This window comes from Streptomyces sp. NPDC054834, assembly GCF_053611185.1.
Genome location: NZ_JBSGZV010000022.1, coordinates 38,260 through 60,308 on the forward strand (window position 1 = coordinate 38,260; position 22,049 = coordinate 60,308).

Here is a 22,049-nt window from a genome sequence, read left to right on the forward strand (position 1 = left end):
CGTCAGCTCGCGACTTCCGCCCAGACCACCTTGCCGGTGTCCGTCCACCGCACCCCCCACCGGGTGGTGAGCCTGTGCACGATGTGCAGGCCACGACCGCCGTCGTCGAGGAGACCGCCCAGACTCAGACGCGGCCTGCCGTTGCCGGTGTCGCCCACCTCACACAGCAGGCCGTGACCGGCCCTGATCAGCCGCACCGTGATGGGACCGGCGGCGAAGCGCACCGCGTTCGTGACCAGCTCGCTGACCAGCAGCAGAACGGTGTCCCGGGTGTCGTCCCTGGTGCGCCATTGCCGCAGCAGCGCTGAGACCTGCGCGCGGGCACGGGCGGGGGCGTCGTCGCGGGCGGGCAGCCGCCAGGTCGCGGTGTCCCCCTTGCGGTAACCGATCATCCGCGCGAGCATCAGGGTCACATCGTCACGCTGGCGAACCGGCGCCAGCGCGGAGACGACGCGCCGTGCGGCCTGCTGTAGGGCGTCCCAGGGGTGCACCGTGGACACGGCGTCCGCCAGCCTGCCGATGCCCTCGTCGATCGACAGGGCCGGATCCTCCACCAGGCCGTCGGTGTAGAGGGCGAGCAGGGAGCCCGGAGGCGCGCCGAACGTGTGCACGCCGAACGGCTCCCGCAGCGCGAACTCGGCGCCCAGTCCGGGATGAGGGCGGACCGGGAGCGGGCCCGCGTGCCCGTCCGGGGACACCAGGATCGGGGGGAGGTGGCCGGCGCTGGACAGCGCCACATGATGGCTGACCGGGTCGTAGAGGGCGATGCAGCAGGTCGACCCGAGGGCGCTGTAGCCGGCCGCCAGCCCGGACTCCGCGTCGTCCAGCAGCGTCACGGTCTCGTCCAGGTGCTCCAGCACCTCGTCGGGCGCCAGCCCCGCGGACAGCAGCGCGCGGGCCTCCATGCTCAGCTGGCCCATGGTTGCCGCGGCTCCCAGACCGTGTCCGACGACGTCACCGACCACCAGCGCGGTACGGCCGTCCGGCAGCGGAAAGCTGTTCACCCAGTCGCCGCCGACACCCGCGCTGTCGGGCGTGGCGGGCTGGTAGACGCTGGCGCATTCGATGGTGTCGCCGCCGGCCCGGGGCAGCAGCCGGCGCTGCAACGCCAGCACCTGCGTGTGCTCGCGCTGGTGCTGACGGGCCAGGTCGACGTGATGGGCGGTCCTGGCCACCAGTTCCTGCAGGTCGAACAGCTCGCTGTCGCGGAAGGGACAGTCCGCCCGCCGCCAGACCTCCGCCAGGCCCAGCACGACAGGCGGCGTGCCGTCCAAGACCAGCGGTATGCACGCCACACCCGCCGACCGTTCACCGGGCACCAGGGCACGCATCACTGGCGGACTGCCGAGTACCCGCTCGACCGCCTCCCGGTCGGGTATGACGATGGCCTGCGGGGCATCGTCCCGCCGTACCGCCTGCGCCAGCAGGCGACTCGCGTCGCTGGGAAGATCGTCGCCCGGCGTCACATAGCCCTCGGGCCACGACCGGTCCGGCACCAGGGCCGCCCGCCGTAGCCGGATGCGCCCCCGCCCGGTGACTCCCTCGCCGGTCCACACGGCGAAGTCGAGGTCGACGGCGGCCACGTCTCCCCAAGCCAGCAGGGACTGCGCCAGCGACTGCGCGGTCTCGTCGATGTCCAGCGAGGTGCCGATCGCGGTCTCGGCGGCGTACAGGTGCAGCCTCGTGGCCATGGCGATCACGGAGACGGTCAGGCCCTCCTGAGGCACCGCGGCGGGCAGGATGCTCAGCGAGACCACCAGTTCCGAGCCGTCGCCGCGCCGCAGGCGCTGGATCCGTGCGACGTGCGCCTCACCGGTCTCCAAGACCTGCCGCAACCGCCGTGTGACCGGCGGTACGTCCCCGGGGGGCAGGAGATCGACGAAGGGACTCCCGGTCACGGCGTCCAGACCCGCGAACACGGGGGCGTCCAGATTGCAGCCGGTGATTCTCAGATCCCTGTCCAGGTTGACCACGCCGAGAATCTGATCCTGACGGCCGGCTGCCGGGTTGTCGGGTACGCGTTGGCGGGAGGTGCGCTCGCCCTGCACGTCGGCAGGACCGGCGGCCGCTGCCGCTCCGCCGCGTGAGATGTAGCGCCCCAGGGCGCTGCTGACCAGGCCGAACGACGAAGAGGACGAGGGAGAGGGTGTGGAGTCCATGCGGCACCCCTCAGCAATCCCCGGCGCAGCGCCGGGGCCGTACTCGGACCCGTGCGACGGGGCCCCGAGATCCCCTGACCGCACACCCCATTGAATAACACCGGGGGTCGCTTCGCCCACACCAGCGAATCCCGTGGTTGAACGCGGACAGTGCGGAATGCCGCGGCCGGTGGGCCGTGCTCACCTTGCCGGGGCCGTCGCCCACCTGCATGTGACGACCGCCGCAGGACCACTGGGCGCCGGCACCGTCGGGGCCATGTCGGCCGCCGGCAGGAGCCGGGCGAGTCACCCACGCTGTGGGTCCAGCTCAGCGCGCCGCGGAGACGCATACGCTCTGAGTGGGGGCTCCGGGGAGGCCGGAATTCCAGGAACGCGAACAGGGGGGCTTCCATGGTGACAGCGCGCCGGTTTCCGCTCGGCTCCGCGACCACGCTCACGGAGCTGGAGGACGACCCCCACCCGCGGCTGGCTCTGCTGCGCGCCCGCGAACCCGTTTCGTGGCTCCCCGTGCTGGGCGGCTGGCTGGTGACCCGGCGTGATCTCGCACTGCGCGTGATGCGCGACGCGACGACCTTCACGGTGGACGACCCCCGCTTCTCCACCGCCCAGGTGGTCGGTCCGAGCATGCTCTCCGTGGAGGGCGCCGAGCACAAGCGGCACCGCACCCCCTTCACCGACCCGTTCCGCACGCAAGATGTACACGACCGGTTCACCGGGTTCGTGGAACAGGAAGCGGCCCGGCTCGTGGAAGGCATCCGGCCGCGTGGCAGCGCCGAACTGCGCCGGGAGGTGGCCGGGCCCCTGGCCGTCGCTGTCGTCGCCGAGTCGCTGGGCTTGGTCGGCGTGGACGCCGAGGCGGTGCTGTCCTGGTACGACGCCATCGTGAGCGCGGTCTCCGACATCACCGCCGGGCTGCCGGCGAACCCCGCCGGGGCGGCGGCGTTCGACCAGCTGCGAGGAAGCGTCGAGGCGACGGTCGCGGCAGGAAGCGACGCGTCGCTGCTGGTCACGGCGGCCGAGAGCAAGCGCCTGAAACTGCCGGAGGTGGTCGCCAACGCCGCCGTGCTGATGTTCGGCGGTATCGAGACCACCGAGGGTATGATCGCCAACGCCGTACTGCACTTGCTGGCACACCCTGGTCAACTCGCCCTCGTGCGTGCCGATCCAGGCCTGGTCGACGCGGCGATCGAGGAATCGCTCCGCCTGGAGCCCGCCGCGGCGGTCGTGGACCGCTACGCGACGGCCGACGTGACGATAGGCGGGGCCGACGTGCGGCGCGGTGATCTGGTGGTCGTCTCGCTCGCCGGAGCGAACCGCGACCCCGACATCTTCCCGGACCCCGACAGTTTCGACCTGCGACGGGGCAACTCCCGCCTCCAGCTGGCCTTCGCGCACGGCCCGCACTTCTGTCTGGGCGCCCACCTTGCCCGCCTGGAAACCCGCGCCTGCCTCCTCGCGCTCCTCGACCGTCTCCCCGGCCTGCGGCTCGACCCGGCCTCGCCCACCGCGCCCAGCGGCCTGGTCTTCCGGAAGCCCCCGGCTCTGCGCGTCCGCTGGGACCTGCCGGCGCAGCGCTGACGCGACGCCGGCTCACCTCTGCTTCGCGCTGTACCGGCAGCGCGCACCGCCCCATAGCCCCCCTCCCCTCCCCGATGACATGAGCCCCACCCCGCCGTGTGGGGCAACGCCGAACGGTGATTGGCTGTCCCCCGTTCCGTCAGGCAGTCCATCCACGGAGAGGCCCCAGCCATGAGCAACCCCTACACACTCGAATACAAGGTCGTCACCTTCCGTGAGTCGCTGATCGGTGACGCACTGGACAGCGACAAGCTGGAGAAGGTTCTGAACAAGCACGCCGAGGACGGCTGGGCCCTCAAGGCGATCACGTCCGCCGACGTCAAGGGCCGTATAGGGCCCGGTGCGGTCGAGGGCCTGCTGCTCACTCTGGAGCGTCCGCGCCGCTGACGACCACTGTTCCTGCACGGCGCGAGCCGGCCGGCGGCTCCTGATGGCGACAGGCCGTTCCCGACCTCGCCTCGGGCAGAACGCCGGCCACCGTCGGCGTGACTGCGACGAGCACCTGCTACGCCGGGGCAGGAGCACGCCGGTCGAGCGCGGGCGTTCGCCGTCGGAACCGGACGCGTGGGCGTCCCGCTCGGGAACGCGGCGTGCCGGCGGTGGGCATCGAACTGTCCGAGCACATGGCGGCGGTCCTGCGGCACACGCTTCACCCGCGACGGCGACGACGGCCGTTACCGCCGTGGCAACTCCCGACACCGGTACGCATGGCGGGCGGAACTCGACCTGATGGCACGGATCGCGGGGCTCGAGCCGGAACGAAGCGTCGCGGACTGGGACGGGGCGCCGTTCACCCGGGGCTCCGCGAAGCACACTTCCGTGTGTCCGTGTGGCGCAAGCCGACGTGAGTCACGCACAGAGCGTGCGAGGGGACCGTTGCCGGCCTATGCGCCACGACGGACCCGGGCGGCCTTGCGGGCCTCGGCGATCTGGCGGGCCTCAGCAGACCGGCGGGACTCGCCACCACCGCCGGCCCGCCCCGGGCGGGTGCCAAGACCGCGGAAAGGGGCATCGCCGCGCCTCGGGCGCTCCGCGACCGGCCCGCTGCCGGCGACGGGGACACCGGGGGGAGCCTGGGCGCCGGTGATGCGGCTCAGCTCGGCCTCGCCGGAGCGGACCTGCGTGATCTGCGGCCTGATGCCTGCGTCGGACATGAGACGGGCCATGTCCCGGCGCTGGCCGGGCAGGACCAGCGTGACGACACTGCCGGACTCACCGGCGCGGGCAGTCCGGCCACCGCGGTGCAGATAGTCCTTGTGGTCGTTGGGCGGGTCGACGTTGACGACGAGATCGAGTTCGTCGACGTGAATGCCCCGAGCCGCGACGTTGGTGGCCACCAGCGCCGTGACGTCGCCGGTCTTGAACTGTGCCAGGGTGCGGGTGCGCTGGGGCTGCGACTTGCCACCGTGCAGCGCCGCGGCCTTTACGCCGCTGCTCAGCAGGTGCTTGGTGAACCGGTCGACAGCGTGCTTGGTGTCCAGGAACATGATCACGCGCCCGTCGCGGGCAGCGATTTCGGTGGCGGTGGCGTACTTGTCGGCGTCATGCACCTGCAACACGTGATGCTCCATCGTGGTGACCGCACCGGCCGACGGGTCGACCGAATGGACGACCGGGTCATGGAGGTAACGACGGACCAGGAGATCGATGTTGCGGTCCAGCGTGGCCGAGAACAGCATGCGCTGGCCGTCGGGACGTACCTGGTCCAGCAGTTCGGTGACCTGCGGCATGAAACCCATGTCCGCCATCTGGTCGGCCTCGTCCAGAACGGTGATGTTCACCCGGTCCAGGCGGCAGTCCTTGCGCTCGACGAGATCCGCGAGGCGGCCGGGAGTCGCGACGACCACCTCGGCCCCCGCACGCAGCGCGCCGGCCTGCCTGCCCATCGACATGCCGCCGACCACAGTGGCCAGCCGCAGCTTCAGCAACCGGGCGTACGGGGCGAGCACCTCGGTGACCTGCTGGGCCAGCTCGCGCGTGGGGACGAGGATCAGGGCCAGCGGCTTCCGCGCCTCGGCACGCTGCCCGCTCGTGCGCACGAGGAGTGCCAGGCCGAAGGCGAGCGTCTTGCCCGATCCGGTACGCCCGCGGCCCAGGACGTCGCGCCCTGCGAGGGAGTTCGGCAGCGTGGCAGCCTGGATCGGGAACGGCTCCTTCAGGCCGAGACTGGTGAGCAGCTTCAGCAACTCGCCTGGCATGTCCAGTTCACCGAAGGTCGCGGCCGCGGGCAGGGCCGGGGTGACGGTGACCGGCAGCGCGAACTCCCTCTGCGGTGCGGAGGGACGGCGCCCGGTGCCGCCCGGACCGGCGCCTGGGCGCCCCTGACCCTGCGGGCGGAAACGGTCATTCGTGCGAGCTGAACGGCTCATGCAGAACCTTCCTCGACAGGGCGCGCATCGAGGAATTCCCGACAGGAACGAGCCGGATGAATTGCAAGCACGAGCCGAAATGTGAGACTAACAGAATTCCATCGGAATGCAGAAACAGATATCTGGGGCCCCATCGCAAGACGGGACCCCAGATATCTCATACGCTTCGACGTCAGGCGGGAGTGATGTTCTCCGCCTGCGGACCCTTCTGGCCCTGCGTGATGTCGAAGTTCACCTTCTGACCTTCCTGGAGCTCACGGTAGCCCTGGGCGGCGATGTTCGAGTAGTGGGCGAAGACGTCCGGGCCGCCCCCGTCCTGCTCGATGAAGCCGAAGCCCTTTTCCGCGTTGAACCACTTGACGGTGCCAGTAGCCATTTCATATCCCCTTGGGGCAGTGCCTGCGAGCCCACACCGTGTGAACCCCTGCGTTGCCACAATGAACCCCGTCCGGATAAGCACCGGAGATACAAAAATGCCCGACGACATACGGTCGCCAAGGCACTTGAAGTTTCGGGAACCACAACTGCAACTGCTAGTAAGTTTAGCACGGTACGTCAGCCGGCGTCGCCTCGAATGCATACGGAGGGTGAGCTTCCAGATTACCCAAGGCGCGACCAGCCCTCGGCTGGGATTATCTCGGTCTGTTTCCGCGAAAGACAGGCCGAATCCGTTGGCAACAGCAAGGCCGAACGCCTCAACCGGACACGGTGGCTGCCGGAGCGGGGCTCGGCCGACCGCTTCCGCCAGGCCCGCTTCGGGACCTTCGCAGCCAGGGCGGCTGCGTGGAACTTCCCGGCGGCGGTGGTCGCCTCATGGGAGCAGGCCAACGCGAGCACGTAGCCGACCCCGCGCGCTTCCAGGGTGGCGCCCGGCGCCCAAAAGCCGGCCGACCATGCGGGCAGCCAGTTCCGGCTCGGTGGCGAAGACAGTCCGGTCACCGAGTCCCGCGGTCCGGGCGCCGGCCCACGAGCGCGGTACGTACAGCTCGCGGTCCACCAGCTCGCGGTCCACCAGCTCGCGGTCCACCGCCGCGTGCCCTCGGCGGCCCGCGCAGACGAGGCAGACCCCGACCTGGGCCACAATGCGCCGCCTCAACCCAGGAACGACAGGCGGACCCTCCTGTCTGGATTGTCCTTGTTGGTGTCCACCAGGCACACGGACTGCCACGTGCCCAGTTCCAGTCGTCCGTCGATCACGGGGAGGGTCGCGTGCGGGGGGACGATCGCGGGGAGGACGTGGTCGCGGCCGTGGCCGGGGCTGCCGTGGCGGTGCTGCCAGCGGTCGTCGGCGGGGAGCAGGGTGTGCAGGGCGGCCAGGAGGTCGTCGTCGCTGCCGGCGCCCGTCTCGATGATGGCGATGCCGGCGGTGGCGTGCGGGACGAAGAGGTTCAGGAGGCCGTCGCGGCCGGCCGCCACCTCGCCGAGGAAGGCCTCGCAGTCGCGGGTGAGGTCCACGACCCGCTCCCGGGAACCGGTGGCGACGTGCTGCACTCGTGTGGTGAAGGCATCTGACATGCCCCCATCCTGACCCACAGGCCGGGTTTCACACTTCACCGGTCGCCTCCGGGGAAGATCCCCGGCCGCCTCGATGTTCGTACAAATGTGAACAACACGCGTGAGGTCGATGTGGTCGTCATAGGTGCCGGCCAGGCGGGTCTGGCCGGTGCCTATCATCTGCGGCGCACGGGCTTCGAGCCGGACCGCGACTTCGTCGTGCTCGACCACTCCCCCGCTCCGGGCGGCGCCTGGCAGTTCCGGTGGCCGTCGCTGACGTACGGCAAGGTGCACGGGATGCACTCCCTGCCGGGAATGGAGCTGACGGACGCCGATCCGACGCGGCCGTCGGCCGAGGTCGTCGGGGAGTACTTCGACGCGTACGAGCGGACGTTCGACCTGCGGGTGCGGCGGCCTGTCCATGTACGCGCCGTGCGCGAGGGCGAGGGCGGGCGGCTGCTGGTGCAGACCTCCGACGGTACGTGGTCGACGCGGGCACTGATCAACGCCACCGGCACCTGGGACCGGCCGTTCTGGCCGCGCTACCCCGGTCAGGAGAGCTTCCGGGGACGGCAGCTGCACACCGCGCGGTACGCGGGGCCCGAGGAGTTCGCCGGGCAGCGGGTGGTCGTGGTGGGCGGGGGTGCCTCGGGCACCCAGCACCTGCTGGAGATCGCCCCGTACGCGGCCGCCACCACCTGGGTGACCCGGAGGCCACCCGTCTTCCGTGAGGGGCCGTTCGGCGAGGAAGCGGGCCGGGCCGCGGTGGCGCTGGTGGAGGAGCGGGTGCGGCAGGGGCTGCCGCCCAGGAGTGTGGTCTCGGTCACGGGGCTGCCACTCAACGACGCCATCCGGCAGGGGCTGCGGGACGGCGTCCTGGACCGGCTGCCGATGTTCGACCGCGTCACCCCTGAGGGCGTGGAGTGGCGATGGGGGTCCCCCCTGCTCGAGCGCAGCCGAGAGCTTGGGGGAGGGCAGAAGGTGGCCGCCGACGTCATCCTGTGGGCGACCGGCTTCCGCGCCGCTCTCGAGCATCTGGCGCCGCTGCGGCTGCGCGAGCCGGGCGGCGGGATCCGGGTCGAGGGGACGCGCGCGGTCGATGACCCGCGTATCCACCTCGTCGGGTACGGGCCGTCGGCCAGCACCATCGGCGCCAACCGGGCGGGACGCGCGGCCGTGCGGGACATCAGACGGCTGCTGGCCGCCGAGCCCGTCGCCGCGTGACCGCGCTCCCGCTCACCGGGGGGACTGCGAGAGCGGGGGCTGCTGCTGCGCGGGCACGCTCGGCGAGGACTGAGGAGCCGGGCCCGGACCCGACGGCCGCGCCTTGCCTTGCTGCATCGCGTTGAACTCGGCCACGTTGCGCTGGTGCTCGGCGTAGTCGGTGGTGAAGCGGGTGTCGCCGGGTTTGACGGTGACGAAGTACAGCCAGTCGCCCGGCTCCGGGTTGATCGCCGCGCGCATCGCCTCCGCACCGGGGTTGTCGATCGGCGTGGGCGGCAGACCCATGCGCTGGTAGGAGTTGTAGGGGCTCTCGATACGGGTGTCGTCCGTGCTCGTCCGGACCGATCTGCGGTCCAGGGCGTAGTTGATGGTGGAGTCCATCTGCAACGGCATGCCGCGCTGGAGCCTGTTGTAGATGACCCGGGCCACCTTGCCCATTTCGGCCTTGGAGGCGGCCTCGGCCTGGATGATGCTCGCGATGGTGACCGTCTGGTAGACGTTCATCGCGTTGTGCTGCGCACCGGCGGCGACCGGCGCCCTGTTGAACTTCTGGTTGGCGGTGTCGACCATGAATTGCAGCAGGGACTGCGGGGTCGCCTTCTCGTGGATCGGGTAGGTCGCCGGGTAGAGGTACCCCTCCGGATTGCCCTGCGCCTCGTTCGGCAGCTTCAGGCCGGCCTTGCCGATGGACTTCCGAGTGGTGCCCGTGGGCAGGTCGAGGGCCTTGTCGACGGCCTCGTAGACCTGGTTCGCGCGCGAGCCTTCCGGGATCACCAGACTCATGGTCCGGGGGCTGACTTCGTCGCCCAGACCGAGCAGCGGCACCGCCACGGCGGTGCCGGCCAGGACGGCGCCGGTCACGACGAGGGCGATACGGCCCCGGCGTGTCAGTCGGGTGGTTCTCCGTGGCGGAGTGTTCGTCTGCATGCGGGCACGGTAGCTTGCATACCGTCATAATCCCGGCATATATGGTTCATATCGGCATATCTTCAGCTGGTCGGTTCCAATTGCGCGTCCCGGCGGACCAGGGCCGCGTACCGCCCGTCCAGCTCCAGCAGTTCCTCGTGCGTTCCCCGCTCGGCCACGTGCCCTGAGTCCAGCACCACGATCTGGTCGGCGGCCCGGACGGTGGACAGGCGGTGGGCGATGGTGAGCGTCGTCCGGTTGGCCGACAGGGCATCGATGGCTTCCTGGACGGCGGCCTCCGTACGGGTGTCCAGGGCGCTGGTCGCCTCGTCGAGAATGAGCACCGGCGGATCCCGCAGGATGGTGCGGGCAATGGCCAGCCGCTGCTTCTCGCCGCCGGAGAAGCGGTGGCCGCGCTCGCCGACGACCGTGTCGTAGCCGTCGGGCAGCGCGGCGATGTGGTCGTGGATCTGGGCCGCCTTCGCCGCCGCGTGCAGTTCCTCTTCGGTGGCGTCCGGCTTGGCGAAGCGGAGGTTGTCGGCGACCGAGGCGTGGAAGAGGTACGTCTCCTGGGAGACGACGCCGACCGCGCGGGCCAGGGTGTCGAAGTCGAGGTCGCGGACATCGACGCCGTCCAGGGTCACGCGGCCGCCGGTGACGTCGTACAGCCGGGGCACCAGGTAGCCGAGCGAGGACTTGCCCGCGCCGGTGGGGCCGACGATCGCCAGGCTGCCGCCCGCCGGGACGGTGATGTCGACGCCGTCGAGGACGGGCCTACTCTTGCCGTCGTAGCGGAACTCGACGTCTTCGAGGCGGACCTCGCCCTTGACGTGGTCGAGGTGGACGGGCCGCTCCCGTTCGGTGATGTCGATCGGCAGGTCGAGGTACTCGAAGATGCGCTGGAACAGCGCCAGCGATGTCTGGATCTGCACGCCGGTCGACAGCAGGCTGACGGCCGGGCGGAACAGGCCCTGCTGGAGGGAGACGAAGGCGACGATCGTGCCGAGCGAGGTCTGTGGGCCGCCCACTTGGAGGGCCACTCCGGCGGTCCAGTAGATGACGGCGGGCATGGCGGCCATGACGATGGTGATGACGGCCATCCGCCAGCGGCCGGCCATGCTGGACCTCACCTCGAGGTCGACCAGCCGCTCGGACTCCTCGGCGAAGGACGCCGTCAGGGACTCGGCGCGGCCCATGGTGCGGCCGAGCAGGATGCCGCTGACGGAGAGCGACTCGGTGACCGTGGCCGCCATCGCGGCCATCTGCTTCTGGCGCTGGGTGGTGATCTTCTTGCGTTCGTTGCCGACGCGGCGGCTGATCCACACGAACACCGGCAGCAGGAGCAGCGAGACGAGGGTGAGACGCCAGTCGAGGGCGGCCATCGCGACGATCGTGGCGACCACGCTGGTGAGGTTGGAGACCAGCGAGGTGGCGGTAGAGGTCACGGTGGCCTGCATGCCGCCGATGTCGTTGGCTATGCGGGACTGCACCTCGCCGGTGCGGGTGCGGGTGAAGAAGGCCAGCGACATGCGCTGGAGGCGGCCGTAGACGGCGGTGCGCAGGTCGTGCATGACCCGCTGACCGACGGTCGTGGAGATCAGGGTCTGCAGCACGCCGAAGACGCTGCTGAGGACGGCGCTGAGGATCATGCCGAGCGCGAGCAGGCTCAGCAGTCCGGTGCGGCGGTCGGGGATCGCGACGTCGAGGGTCTCCTTGAGGAGGAACGGCGTGGCGACCGAGACCAGCGACGAGGCGCCGACCAGCAGGCCGACGATCGCGAGCCGGCCGCGGTAGGGGCGGAAGAGTTTCAGAATGCGCCGCACCTGCCGGGGCTGTTCCTTGGCGTCGGCAGGTGGGGTCCAGGAGGTTTCACGGTCGGGATGCATGGGCTCCTACGGAGGTGAACGGGCGTCGGCGTCGCGACCGCATCAGGCCGGCCGACGACGGCTGAGGGATCTCAGGCCATTGTTACCTATACTCACAATGAACGGCATCCTGATATTGTTCCCGCATGACCACCCCCGATCCCGAGGGCCTGCTCGCCGAGCAGTTGCTGCGGCTGACGCGCCGGGTGCACCGCATCCAGAAGCACCATCTGGAACAGCGCGACCTGGGCATCACCCCGGCCCAGTCGCGGCTGCTGCGCACCCTGGCGCACTACGGCTCTCCGCCGCGGATGGCCGACCTCGCCGAGCGCCTCGAGGTGGTGCCGCGCGCGGTGACCACCCTGGTCGACGGGCTGGAGGCGAGCGGCAGGGTGCGCCGGGTGGCCGATCCGACGAACCGGCGGGTGACCCGGATAGAGCTGACGGAGGCCGGCCGCAAGGCGCTCGAGGAGCTGCGCGGCGCGCGCCGGTCGGCCGCGCGGGAAATTCTGGCGCCGCTCACGCACGAGCAGCGCGAGGTGCTCGGCGATCTGCTGGACATCCTGGTCGACGGGTCGACGGTCAAGCGCTGCTGACTGCCTCGTGCGTGGCATGAAACGACGGAGGCTCCCACTCCGTACTGCCGGAGCGGGAGCCGCCGTGTGCCGGGGGCCCTTCAGCCTGCCTCGGGGGCGGGCTCCTTGGCGACCGCGGCCGGGATCGCGGCCTTCGGCGCTTCCTGCGCCGCCTCCGGCACGAACACGTCCTCGCCGTCCAGTACCTTCTTCGCACGCTCGGTGTCCAGCGCGCCCTCCCAGCGGGACACCGCGAAGACGGCGACGCAGTTGCCGAGCAGGTTGGTGGTGACGCGCATCGAGTCCATGATGCGGTCCACACCGAGCAGCAGGGCGACCGCTCCGGCCGGGATGACGCCGAGGGAGCTCGCGGTCGCGGACAGTGCGAGGAAGGCCGAACCGGGCACCCCCGCCATGCCCTTGCTGGTCAGCATCAGCACCAGGACGACCGTGATCTGCCGACCGAGATCGAGGTCGACGCCCACCGCCTGAGCGATGAACAGGGTGCCGACGGAGAGGTAGATGGAGGCGCCGTCGAGGTTGAAGGAGTAGCCGGTGGGCAGCACCAGGCCCACGGCGTCGTCCCGGCAGCCCGCTCGGCGCAGCTTCTGCATCATGCGCGGCATGACGGTCTCGCTGGAGGCGGTGCCCAGCGCGAGCAGCAGCTCCGCACTGGTGTAGCGCACGAACTTCCACAGGCTCAGCCCGCTGACCAGGCGCAGTGCCACGGCGAGCAGCACGAGGAACACTGCGGCGACGGCGTAACACAGCACGATGAGCTTGCCGTAGGTCTTGATCACGCCGAGGCCGTACTGCCCCACCAGGTGGACCATCGCGCCGAACACGGCCAGCGGGGCGAGCCGCATGATGAAGCCGACGACCGCGAAGACGACCTCCTGGACCTGTTCGATCGCGGGCAGTACCTGCGGCACCCTGGTGTGGCCGAGGTGCAGCAGCGCGGCGCCCACCAGGCAGGCCAGGACAAGGACTTGGAGCAGGGCGTTGTCGGCGAAGGCGCCGACGAAACTACTGGGCAGCGCGCCCAGGACGAACTCGGTCGTCGAGGGGAGCGCGCCGCCCTGGGTCTGCTGGTCGAGGGCGGAGGCGTCGAGCTTCGACGCATCGACGTGCATGCCGGAACCGGGCCCGACGACGTTGGCGGCGATCAGGCCGATGAGCAGTGCGGCCGTCGACGCGACCTCGAACCAGATCAGGGCCTTGAGCCCGATCCGCCCGAAGGCCTTCAGATCACCGGCCTTGGCGATGCCGACGACCACCACGCAGAACACCAGCGGCGCTATGACCGCCTTGATCAGACGTACGAAACCGTCGCCGAGCGGCTGGAAAGCCGTGGCCGAGTCCGGCCACAGCTTTCCGACGACGATGCCGAGCACGAGCGCGCAGGCGACCTGCGCGAAGAGGGAGGTACGCAGTATGCGTGCGACGCGTCGCGGCAGGGACGGTACGGACTGCGGCACGGGCACTCCTAGGGGGGACGTCGACACCCAGAAGTCCGACGACACTTCCAACAGGACTTCTGCAATGCGGAAAGCCGATTCCGTGACGACCACTCTGGAAGACTCGGTGATCCCTTGGAAAACCTCCGTGTTGCACCCGTGTAAATCACGCGCCGGGGTGACGCGTCCCACATCACGCGGCTCAGCAACGGCTGTTGTCCTCGGTCAGCACCCCCTGGACGGTCGTCAGGGAGCGGTCGTAACAGCCGCCCGAGCCGTGGAGCCGGTAGCGCTCGCTCGTCGTGCCGACCGCGTGGCGCTGGTCGCGCGGGACGTCGAGGGTGTACGTGGCGTCGCCGGTGTACCTGTCGTCGAGCCGCGACCACACCGTGCGCCTGCCGCCGCGGGTCTCGGCCACCGCCGCCCGGTCGCCGAGCGTGAGCACCGTGCGCAGCCGGTCGTCGGCACCGATCGTGGTGGTGCCGTTCATCGTGTACGTCCGGTGCGTGTGCGTCGTCCGGGCGGGCCCGCGTCCGTCGATCGTGACCGACTCGTCGTCCGTCCAGGTGACGTCGAGTCCGTCCGTCGTCTCGCCCTCCGTCCACCGGTGTGCGGAGGTGTTTGCCAGCGTCCGGCTGACGGTGGTCCTCACGCGGCCGTGCGAGGTGTCGACGTATCCGGCGACGGTGAGCCGGTGGCCGGCGTCGGTGTCCACGCGGTGTTCCGAACCGGGCGTGTAGGTCGAGGAGTTCCTGACCTCACCCTCCTTGTGCACCGTGAGCCCGCCGGTGACGTGCGCCCGGCCCGCGTCCTGCCAGACCAGGACGTTGACGGGAGCACTCCAGCCCGTCTGTCCCGCGGGGACGCCGACCACCGAGACCTCGACGCGGTGCGGGCGGCCGTCGTTGAGAATCCCCGCGTAGGGGGTGAGGTCGTACTCGATCGGCCGGACGTCGAAGGCACGCGGGCCCGGAATGACGTACCAGAGGAAGGGGTTGGACCAGCCGCCGGTCCACACGTTCGGGAACGGCGCGGCGATCCCCGCCAGTTGGCCGTCGACCTTGACCTGCACCTCGCGGTAGGGGCCCCCGGCCGCCTTGCAGGAGTACGGCGCCGGGTCGGGCGCGGCGAGGTACCAGAACTCCTCGCAGCCGCCGCCGGATCCGGTGGCGTACACCTCGGCGACGACGCGCTCGCTGTTGCGCGGAGTGGTGAGGGTGGTCCCGGCGGCCGTGTCGGTGAGGGTGAGGACGCGGTCGGGGACGGTGGCGGTGGGACGGCCCGCGTAGAAGGTCAGCGTGACCTTGACGTCGATGACGCCCGTGTACGTGTCGTCGACGACGTTCCCGATGAGCATGTCGACGTCCCTCGGGTCGCGGAAGGTGGAGCTGTAACGCGTGACGTCCTTCTCCACGGACCACTCGATGCCGTCCGGCGACGGCTCCGGTGTCGACGTGCGCAGGATCTCCACGCCGCCGACGTGCAGATAGCCGAGCCGGTCGTACTGACGGCCCTTCACCTTGCCGTCGAGCCTCAGCACGACCTTGCTCCAGCGGTCGCCGCATCCCTCGGGGGGCGTGTAGGTGCCCTTGTACGGGGTGAAGTCCCGGAACTGTGCTTCGGCGAGGGTGACGCGGCAGGACTTGGTGTGCGGTGCGGTGACCGGCGGGGCGGCGGTCACGGGATCGTGCCAGTCGGTGCCTAACTCGGCGGGGACGTCGGCGGACCGGGCGGGAGCCGCTCCCAGGAAGACGCCCGCCAGGAGGGTGAGCCCGGCGAGCATGGACATGACTATCCGGCTTCTCATGGCCGGTGTTCTACGGGGAGTTGGGCCCGGCCGCAATGAGGCCCGGGCGGATCAGGCCTTCAGGCCCGCCCGGTCCCCCATGACGATGACGGGATGCCGGGCCGGGTCGAGCGTGCGCAGCAGGTACTCCATGGCCTCCTTCGAGACGCTGACGCAGGCCGACGTGCCACTGCCGTGGTCCATGTGCAGCCAGATGCCGCCGCCCTTCTGTTCGCCCTCGGGACGGGTCGGGTCGTTCGGCGGGGTGCCCCTGACCCGGTTGTAGTCGATGGCGATGACGTAGTCGAAGTCGTGCCAGTGCGACTCGTCCCACTGGCGCGGGGCCGCGAACGACTCGTCCCGTGTGTACGGCAGTCCGGCACCGGGGTCGTCGAGCACGCCGCCCGCGTCGGAGAGCGTGTACACGCCGACGGGGCTGCGGTTGTCCCCCATGTGGTGGTCGACGGTCCAGCCCTTCTTGCCGTTGTGCGCCGGCCAACTGCGCGTCCGTTCCCAGCCGGTGCCCCGCTTGGTGTACAGCACGAGCGTGGCTTCGGCCGAGTCCCTGCCCCGGCCGTAGACCACCAGGACCTGGCCGGAGGCCGCGGGGATCCGCCGGTGCAGCCCGTCGCCGACGCCCGGTATGCGGGTGGTGCGGCCAGCGGCGGGGCTGCCGTGCCGGTCCCGGGCGGGGGCTCCGCGATCTCCGGCGGTCCGGGCTCCGCCGTCTTCCGCCGAGCCACACGATGACAGGGCGGTCAGAGCTGTCAGCAGGGTTCCGAGCGCCGCCACCAGGACTGTCGCGCGCCGCACGCCGTTCGTCCGCACCGGACCATGGTGACACTCCGTACCGGCTGATTGCGCAAGGTTCCGGACATCACACCCGCATCGCCCTCCTGGAAAACCGTTTGCTTTCGACCACGCTGCGACGCGAACCTTTCACGGTTTGTTGCCGTCTCCCCCGGACTCCCCCGACACAAGCCACTGGGACGTCATACGCCATGCAGATTCAAGACCTTCCCTATCCCGACCCGGGCGTACCCGACGCGCGTTCGGGTCCCCGATTCCTGTGGTGGCTCGGGCGGAACCAGTTGGGCGGGCAGATGAAGTCGCTGGCCTGGGGCCTGCTGCACTTCGTCTCCGTCTCCGCGCTTCCCTTCTGCGTCGGACTCGCCGTGCAGGCCGTCGTCGACCGCTCGGGCACACGCCTCGCCCTGACCGGCGGGCTGATGGCGCTGTGCGGCGCCGGCATCGCCGTCGGCGACACCTTCCTGCACCGGGCCGCCGTCACCAACTGGATCACGGCGGCCGCCCGCGTCCAGCAGCTGCTGGCCCGCAAGGCCGCACAGCTGGGCTCCGCGCTGACCCGACGGGTCGCGGCCGGCGAGGTGGTGGCCGTCTCCACGGGTGACGTGGAGAAGATCGGCTGGTTCGTGGAGGCGGTCTCGCGCTTCACCGCGGCCGCGCTGACGGTGGTCGTGGTCTGCGTCGCCCTGCTCGTCTACCAGCCCGAGCTCGGCGTGGTGCTCGCGGTGGGGCTGCCCGTGGTGGCGCTCGCCGTGCTGCCGCTGCTGCCCCGGGCGACGCGGCGCGCCGACGTGCAGCGCGAGAAGGCGGGCCGGGCCACCGAACTCGCCTCGGACACCGTGGCCGGCCTGCGCGTGCTGCGCGGCATCGGCGGCGAGGAACTGTTCCTCGACCGCTATCGCAGCGCCTCCCAGGAGGTACGGCGGGCGGCCGTGCGCAGCGCCCGGATGTGGTCCCTGATCGCCGCGATCCAGGTGCTGCTGCCCGGGCTGCTGCTGATCGCGGTCGTCTGGCACGGCGTCCACCTGGCCCGCACGGGCCGGATCACCGTCGGAGAACTCGTCACCGCATACAGCTCTGTGATGATCCTCGCCTATCCGCTGCGGCACTTCGAGGAGATCGCCATGGCGTACTCCTTCTCGCGCCCGTCTGCCAAACGGGCCGCGCGCGTGCTGTCCCTGGATCGCCCCACGGACGCCGGGGGCTCGCGCGCGGCGGAAACGCCGGGCGGTGAGCTGTACGACCCGGAAACCGGTCTGCTCGCGCCCTCCGGCCGGCTGACCGCCGTGGTCTGCGGGGACCCGGACGCGGCCGGGCGGCTCGCCGAACGACTGGGCGGACACGCCACCGAGCCGGGCCCCTCGGTGCTGCTCGGCGGGGTGCCGCTGGACGAGCTGCCCCTGGACAGCGCCCGCACCGCCGTCCTCGTGCAGGACAAGGACCCGGTGCTGCTGTCCGGTTCGCTGCGCGAGCTGCTCGACGTGCCCGCGTCCGGTGCCGTCGAGGCGGAGGCGGCGCTGGCCGCCGCGCAGTGCGGAGATGTCCTGGAGGCCCTCGTCCAGGGATCGCTGGACGCCACCGACCCGATGGACGCCCGCATCACCGAACGCGGTCGCTCGCTCTCGGGCGGCCAGCGCCAGCGGCTCGCGCTGGCCCGATCGCTGATCACCGACCCCGAGGTACTGGTCCTGGACGAGCCGACCTCCGCCGTCGACTCGCACACGGAGGCACGGATCGCGGAGGGGGTGCGCGGGCTGCGGGCCGGCCGCACGACGGTGGTGTTCACGTCCTCGCCACTGCTCCTGGACCGCGCGGACCGGGTCGTCCTCGTGCACGACGGCGAGGTCGTGGCGGTCGGTGTGCACCGCGAGCTGGTGCACACCGAGCACCGGTACCGGGCGGTCGTGACCCGCGAGACCGACGACGAGGCTCGCGTGACCGAACCACTGGAAGACGAGCGCGCCGCCCTCCGGGGCGCGCTGGAAGAGATCGAGGAGAGCGCATGATCGGCGTCGCGCCACCGGCGTACGACCCGGCGGCCCCGACGACGGCCACCACCCTGCCTGTCGGCGCCTCGGCGACCGTACGCGCCTACGTGGCCGAACTGTTCCGCCGGCACCGCCGTGCCTTCGGGATCCTGATCGCGGTCAACACCGTCGCCGTGGTGGCCTCCATGGCAGGTCCCTACCTGGTGGGCGGACTGGTGGAGCGGGTCTCCGACGGGGCACGCGAACTGCACCTGGGCCTGACCACCGGCCTGTTCGTGCTCGCGCTGACCGTCCAGGCGGTGTTCGTACGCGAAGTACGGCTGCGCGGGGCGATGCTCGGTGAGCGGATGCTGGCCGACCTGCGCGAGGACTTCCTCGTCCGGTCGGTCGGGCTGCCGCCGGGGGTGCTGGAGCGGGCCGGCACCGGCGACCTGCTCTCCCGTATCACCACGGACATCGACCGGCTCGCCAACGCCATGCGCGAGGCGGTACCGCAGCTGGCGATCGGGGTCGTGTGGGCGGCGCTGCTGCTCGGCGGGCTCGTGGTCACCGCGCCGCCGCTGGCGGCCGCCGTGCTGCTGGCCGTGCCGCTGCTGGTGGCGGGGTGCCGCTGGTACTTCAAGCGGGCCCCGTCCGGCTACCGCTCGGAGGCCGCCGGGTACGCCGCCGTGGCCGCCGCGCTCGCCGAGACCGTGGACGCCGGCCGCACCGTCGAGGCCCACCGCCTCGGTGAGCGCCGCATCGCCCTGTCGGAGCGCCGGATCAAGGAATGGACGGCCTGGGAGCGCTACACCCTCTGGCTGCGGTCCGTGCTCTTCCCCGTCATCAATGCCACCCATGTCACGGTCCTCGGCTCGGTCCTCATGGTCGGCGGGGTCTTCGTGCTGCACGGCTGGATCGGGGTGGGGCAGCTCACCACGGGCGCTCTCATCGCGCAGATGCTCGTCGACCCGGTCAACCTGATCCTGCGCTGGTACGACGAGGTGCAGGTCGCCCAGGTGTCGCTGGCCCGCCTGGTCGGCGTGCGCGACATCGAGCCGGCCGCCGGGGACGCCGCGCCGGACCCGGACGGGCGCGACGTGCAGGCGGACCGGGTGCACTTCGGCTACCGCGAGGGCGTCGACGTCCTGCGCGAGGTGTCGCTGGAGGTCGCCCCCGGCACCCGGCTGGCTCTCGTGGGTCCCTCGGGGGCCGGCAAGTCCACGCTCGGCAGGCTGCTCGCCGGCATCTACGCTCCCCGGGAAGGCCGGATCACCCTGGGCGGCGCGGAACTCTCCCGGATGCCCGCCGAGCAGGTTCGCTCGCACGTCGCCCTGGTCAACCAGGAGCACCATGTGTTCGTCGGCTCCCTGCGCGACAACCTCCTGCTGGCCAGCACCGGCGCCACCGACGCCGAGCTGTGGGCCGCCCTGGGTGCGGTCGACGCCGACGGCTGGGCGCGGGCGCTGGACGACGGCCTGGACACCGAGGTCGGCTCGGGCGGGCTGGCGCTCACCCCGGCCCAGGCCCAGCAGATCGCGCTGGCCCGGCTGGTGCTGGCCGACCCGCACACGCTGGTCCTGGACGAGGCGACCTCGCTCCTGGACCCGCGCGCGGCACGGCATCTCGAACGCTCCCTGGCCCGCGTCCTCGACGGCCGCACGGTGGTCGCCATCGCCCACCGTCTGCACACCGCGCACGACGCCGACGTGATCGCCGTCGTGGAGAACGGCCGCATCAGCGAGCTGGGCAGCCACGATCAGCTGGTCGGGGCGGACGGCGCGTACGCGGCGCTGTGGCGTTCCTGGCACGGGTGATCTCGCGGGAGGCAGTACGGCCGGGGGCGGGGTCAGAGGGGCCGTGCGCGCTGCCGACGGACGACGCGGGGCCGGGGCCGGGGTATGTACTCTCGGGCCAGGCCCCGTGCCGTTGCGCGGTGCCGAACCGGGGTGGAAGGCTGGAGACTGGCACCGGCTTGGGGAGCGCCCGGGAACCGTCCGGTCACCGTCCGGTTCGCGCCGGGTAACACTTGTGCCGCGCATCCCGGCGGTCCGCCGCCGGACGCGGTGAGAACGGGCCGTGCCCAGCAGCTGGAGGTACCCGTGAACAACACCGACGGATGGGGAGATGACGTATACCAGCCCGATGCGTCCGAGATTCAGGACGACGCGGGACTGCTCGACGCGGAGGACACACTCGTCGACGACGGTGTCGACGATCCCCTGGACCGCGGCTGGTCCCCTCCCGAGCGACCGTGGGCGGTGGAGCACGCGGGCGTGACGGCGGGCGAGCGCCGGCAGGGCGAGAGCCTGGACGAGCGCCTGGCCGAGGAGATGCCCGACCTCGCCGCCCCTGACGGCGACGGTATCGGCGACGTCGAGGACACCGACGGCGAACCCCTGGACAACGAGGTCGGCGACCTCCGCTCCGGCCGTCTCGTGGCCCCCGACGAAGGGGCGCACGAGGACGAGGAGGCCGCCCTCGTCGCCACCGACGTCGGCATCGACGGCGCGGCCGCCTCCGCCGAGGAGGCCGCGATGCACATCGTGGACGAGGACACCTACGGCTGAACCCGACGCAGCACGCCCGCCGACCGCCCCGCGCGAGGAGCCGCCATGCAGCAGGACAAGCACCCCGACTACCACCCGGTCGTCTTCCGCGACCGCGCCGCCGGCTACGCCTTCCTGACCCGGTCCACCGCGACCAGCGACCGGACCATCGAATGGGACGACGGGGAGACCTACCCCGTCGTCGACGTGGAGATCTCCTCGGAGAGCCATCCCTTCTACACCGGCCAGGCCCGCACGGTCGACACCGAGGGACGCGTCGCGCGTTTCGAGCGCCGGTACGGCGGGGCGGACGCCGGGTCCACCGGCGGGTCCGCTCCGGGCGAGGGTGGCGAGCCGGCCTGAGCCCGTCAGATGGCCTGAGCCCGTCAGATGGCCTGAGCCCTTCAGATGACGTTGAGCGCCGCCGCGCAGCCCACCCCGCCGAGCAGCATGAACACCGGCATCAGCACCTTGAGCTCGACCCAGCTGCCCGCCCGGAACCGCATCGCCTTCGGCGGCCCCAGCGGGTACCAGCGCTTGCGGCCCACGGGGATCGGCCACAGGATCGGGCAGCCGGAGACGGTCAGCGCGTCCCCGATGTCGTGCACCAGCGCCCCCAGCACGACGGGCAGCCCCAGCCACAGGTACTCCTGCCCGGGCGCGGTGAACAGCCAGTCGGAACCGTTGCCCGGCTTGTCCAGGATGCCGGCCAGGATCCACGCGCTGGTCGCGGCCAGCAGCCAGACCAGGACATCGCTGCTCGAGCCGCGGGCCGCCCGCCACAGCAGGCCCTCGATGGCCAGCACCATGTGCGCGAACAGGATCGCCAGCACCGCCCACCGGCCCCCGGTGATCGCCGCCGCCGAGCAGCCCCCGCCGATCAGGACCGCCCACAGCCAGGTGTGCGTCAGCGTCCGGTGCCCGCCGGAGCGCCGCGGGTCGCCCTGCTTTCTGGTCGCCTTGTAGACGGCGTACGACAGCTTGTCCACGATCTCGCAGACCCAGCGGGAGAGCGGCCCGAAGGCACGCGAGATGGTGGCCGCCTTGTGGTCGAGGTCGGGGGCGAGCGCGGCACCGGCGCAGATCAGCGCGCCGACCAGGAGCACCGGCCAGGGCATCGGGTGGCCCGCCGCGGCGGCTGCCGCTCCGACGCCGAGCCAGGCGGCGGCCCCCGACAGTGAGTGTGCTGGTCCCATCATGGCCGTTGCCCGCCCCATTCCTCGTGTGCCGCTGTCCAGTTGACCGGGTGCATTGACGCTCCGTCGGCGACACAGCGTAGCTGCCGTGATCTTCCTGCTCGCAGCCGATTCCCC

General features: G+C 71.2%; 18 protein-coding genes and 1 pseudogene. 8 read left to right on the forward strand and 11 right to left on the reverse strand.

Annotated features, from left to right (window positions below; genetic code table 11):
• Positions 1-2: 2 nt before the first annotated feature.
• A complete protein-coding gene (locus ACWGJM_RS27000; protein WP_453414302.1) occupies positions 3-2,159 on the reverse strand; it encodes a SpoIIE family protein phosphatase in 2,157 nt (718 codons plus the stop codon).
• A gap of 390 nt (positions 2,160-2,549) precedes the next feature.
• Here ACWGJM_RS27000 and ACWGJM_RS27005 point away from each other — a divergent pair, with 390 nt between their 5' ends.
• Together ACWGJM_RS27005 and ACWGJM_RS27010 are read left to right on the forward strand one after the other, a co-directional pair.
• Positions 2,550-3,737 (forward strand): cytochrome P450, encoded by a 1,188-nt coding sequence (locus ACWGJM_RS27005; RefSeq protein ID WP_453414303.1) that lies wholly within the window; start codon positions 2,550-2,552, stop codon positions 3,735-3,737.
• 171 nt (positions 3,738-3,908) lie between these two features.
• Positions 3,909-4,124, forward strand: a complete 216-nt coding sequence (locus ACWGJM_RS27010; protein WP_453414304.1) for a DUF4177 domain-containing protein — start codon at positions 3,909-3,911, stop codon at positions 4,122-4,124.
• 497 nt (positions 4,125-4,621) lie between these two features.
• On the opposite strand, the gene ACWGJM_RS27015 is transcribed toward ACWGJM_RS27010, so the two are convergent.
• The 4 genes and pseudogenes from ACWGJM_RS27015 to ACWGJM_RS27030 all read right to left on the reverse strand — a co-directional run bounded on the left by ACWGJM_RS27015 (position 4,622) and on the right by ACWGJM_RS27030 (position 7,621).
• Entirely contained in the window at positions 4,622-6,106 is a 1,485-nt protein-coding gene (locus tag ACWGJM_RS27015) for a DEAD/DEAH box helicase (protein WP_453414305.1), read from the reverse strand.
• Between the two features lie 172 nt (positions 6,107-6,278).
• Entirely contained in the window at positions 6,279-6,482 is a 204-nt protein-coding gene (locus ACWGJM_RS27020) for a cold-shock protein (RefSeq protein WP_384436196.1), read from the reverse strand.
• Positions 6,483-6,811: 329 nt separating this feature from the next.
• Positions 6,812-7,184: pseudogene (locus ACWGJM_RS27025) on the reverse strand (IS701 family transposase); the annotation flags it as partial.
• 14 nt (positions 7,185-7,198) lie between these two features.
• Entirely contained in the window at positions 7,199-7,621 is a 423-nt protein-coding gene (locus ACWGJM_RS27030; RefSeq protein ID WP_453414306.1) for a secondary thiamine-phosphate synthase enzyme YjbQ, read from the reverse strand.
• An 87-nt stretch (positions 7,622-7,708) separates the two neighbouring features.
• Here ACWGJM_RS27030 and ACWGJM_RS27035 point away from each other — a divergent pair, with 87 nt between their 5' ends.
• Positions 7,709-8,824 (forward strand): NAD(P)-binding domain-containing protein, encoded by a 1,116-nt coding sequence (locus ACWGJM_RS27035; RefSeq protein ID WP_453414307.1) that lies wholly within the window; start codon positions 7,709-7,711, stop codon positions 8,822-8,824.
• Between the two features lie 12 nt (positions 8,825-8,836).
• On the opposite strand, the gene mltG is transcribed toward ACWGJM_RS27035, so the two are convergent.
• Positions 8,837-9,751 carry an endolytic transglycosylase MltG gene (gene mltG, locus ACWGJM_RS27040; RefSeq protein WP_453414308.1) on the reverse strand — a complete coding sequence of 305 codons (915 nt, stop codon included), beginning with the start codon at positions 9,749-9,751 and terminating at the stop codon, positions 8,837-8,839.
• Positions 9,752-9,813: 62 nt separating this feature from the next.
• Entirely contained in the window at positions 9,814-11,616 is a 1,803-nt protein-coding gene (locus ACWGJM_RS27045; protein ID WP_453414309.1) for an ABC transporter ATP-binding protein, read from the reverse strand.
• Between the two features lie 125 nt (positions 11,617-11,741).
• Here ACWGJM_RS27045 and ACWGJM_RS27050 point away from each other — a divergent pair, with 125 nt between their 5' ends.
• On the forward strand, positions 11,742-12,191 hold the full coding sequence (locus tag ACWGJM_RS27050; RefSeq protein WP_453414310.1) for a MarR family winged helix-turn-helix transcriptional regulator: 450 nt from the start codon (positions 11,742-11,744) through the stop codon (positions 12,189-12,191).
• Between the two features lie 80 nt (positions 12,192-12,271).
• On the opposite strand, the gene ACWGJM_RS27055 is transcribed toward ACWGJM_RS27050, so the two are convergent.
• The 3 genes from ACWGJM_RS27055 to ACWGJM_RS27065 form a co-directional block, all read right to left on the reverse strand.
• On the reverse strand, positions 12,272-13,648 hold the full coding sequence (locus ACWGJM_RS27055; RefSeq protein WP_453414311.1) for a cation:dicarboxylate symporter family transporter: 1,377 nt from the start codon (positions 13,646-13,648) through the stop codon (positions 12,272-12,274).
• A 181-nt stretch (positions 13,649-13,829) separates the two neighbouring features.
• Positions 13,830-15,434: a peptide-N4-asparagine amidase gene (locus tag ACWGJM_RS27060; protein WP_453414312.1), complete on the reverse strand. Its 1,605-nt coding sequence runs from the start codon at positions 15,432-15,434 to the stop codon at positions 13,830-13,832.
• A gap of 51 nt (positions 15,435-15,485) precedes the next feature.
• Positions 15,486-16,241 (reverse strand): L,D-transpeptidase family protein, encoded by a 756-nt coding sequence (locus ACWGJM_RS27065; protein ID WP_453414313.1) that lies wholly within the window; start codon positions 16,239-16,241, stop codon positions 15,486-15,488.
• A gap of 173 nt (positions 16,242-16,414) precedes the next feature.
• Between ACWGJM_RS27065 and ACWGJM_RS27070 the strand changes: the two genes are divergently transcribed.
• The 4 genes from ACWGJM_RS27070 to ACWGJM_RS27085 all read left to right on the forward strand — a co-directional run bounded on the left by ACWGJM_RS27070 (position 16,415) and on the right by ACWGJM_RS27085 (position 21,099).
• Entirely contained in the window at positions 16,415-18,226 is a 1,812-nt protein-coding gene (locus ACWGJM_RS27070; protein WP_453414314.1) for an ABC transporter transmembrane domain-containing protein, read from the forward strand.
• Entirely contained in the window at positions 18,223-20,004 is a 1,782-nt protein-coding gene (locus ACWGJM_RS27075; protein WP_453414315.1) for an ABC transporter ATP-binding protein, read from the forward strand. Before ACWGJM_RS27070 ends, ACWGJM_RS27075 begins: the two co-directional genes overlap by 4 nt.
• A 285-nt stretch (positions 20,005-20,289) precedes the next feature.
• The gene (locus ACWGJM_RS27080; RefSeq protein WP_453414316.1) at positions 20,290-20,757 is read left to right on the forward strand and encodes a DUF5709 domain-containing protein; all 468 of its coding nucleotides are present in this window, start codon (positions 20,290-20,292) and stop codon (positions 20,755-20,757) included.
• Between the two features lie 45 nt (positions 20,758-20,802).
• Positions 20,803-21,099 (forward strand): type B 50S ribosomal protein L31, encoded by a 297-nt coding sequence (locus tag ACWGJM_RS27085; protein WP_453414317.1) that lies wholly within the window; start codon positions 20,803-20,805, stop codon positions 21,097-21,099.
• 41 nt (positions 21,100-21,140) lie between these two features.
• On the opposite strand, the gene ACWGJM_RS27090 is transcribed toward ACWGJM_RS27085, so the two are convergent.
• Complete coding sequence (locus tag ACWGJM_RS27090) at positions 21,141-21,935, reverse strand: metal-dependent hydrolase (RefSeq protein WP_453414318.1); 795 nt, start codon at positions 21,933-21,935, stop codon at positions 21,141-21,143.
• Between the last annotated feature and the right edge of the window lie 114 nt (positions 21,936-22,049).

Bases quoted from the DNA above. Each gene is read 5' to 3' on its own strand.
- ACWGJM_RS27075 (WP_453414315.1), top strand. From the start codon at position 18,223: ATGATCGGCGTCGCGCCACCGGCGTACGACCCGGCGGCCCCGACGACG.
- ACWGJM_RS27045 (WP_453414309.1), bottom strand. From the start codon at position 11,616: ATGCATCCCGACCGTGAAACCTCCTGGACCCCACCTGCCGACGCCAAG.
- ACWGJM_RS27000 (WP_453414302.1), bottom strand. From the start codon at position 2,159: ATGGACTCCACACCCTCTCCCTCGTCCTCTTCGTCGTTCGGCCTGGTC.
- ACWGJM_RS27030 (WP_453414306.1), bottom strand. From the start codon at position 7,621: ATGTCAGATGCCTTCACCACACGAGTGCAGCACGTCGCCACCGGTTCC.
- ACWGJM_RS27010 (WP_453414304.1), top strand. From the start codon at position 3,909: ATGAGCAACCCCTACACACTCGAATACAAGGTCGTCACCTTCCGTGAG.
- ACWGJM_RS27015 (WP_453414305.1), bottom strand. From the start codon at position 6,106: ATGAGCCGTTCAGCTCGCACGAATGACCGTTTCCGCCCGCAGGGTCAG.
- ACWGJM_RS27070 (WP_453414314.1), top strand. From the start codon at position 16,415: ATGCAGATTCAAGACCTTCCCTATCCCGACCCGGGCGTACCCGACGCG.
- ACWGJM_RS27060 (WP_453414312.1), bottom strand. From the start codon at position 15,434: ATGAGAAGCCGGATAGTCATGTCCATGCTCGCCGGGCTCACCCTCCTG.
- ACWGJM_RS27085 (WP_453414317.1), top strand. From the start codon at position 20,803: ATGCAGCAGGACAAGCACCCCGACTACCACCCGGTCGTCTTCCGCGAC.
- ACWGJM_RS27050 (WP_453414310.1), top strand. From the start codon at position 11,742: ATGACCACCCCCGATCCCGAGGGCCTGCTCGCCGAGCAGTTGCTGCGG.
- mltG (WP_453414308.1), bottom strand. From the start codon at position 9,751: ATGCAGACGAACACTCCGCCACGGAGAACCACCCGACTGACACGCCGG.
- ACWGJM_RS27005 (WP_453414303.1), top strand. From the start codon at position 2,550: ATGGTGACAGCGCGCCGGTTTCCGCTCGGCTCCGCGACCACGCTCACG.
- ACWGJM_RS27090 (WP_453414318.1), bottom strand. From the start codon at position 21,935: ATGATGGGACCAGCACACTCACTGTCGGGGGCCGCCGCCTGGCTCGGC.
- ACWGJM_RS27020 (WP_384436196.1), bottom strand. From the start codon at position 6,482: ATGGCTACTGGCACCGTCAAGTGGTTCAACGCGGAAAAGGGCTTCGGC.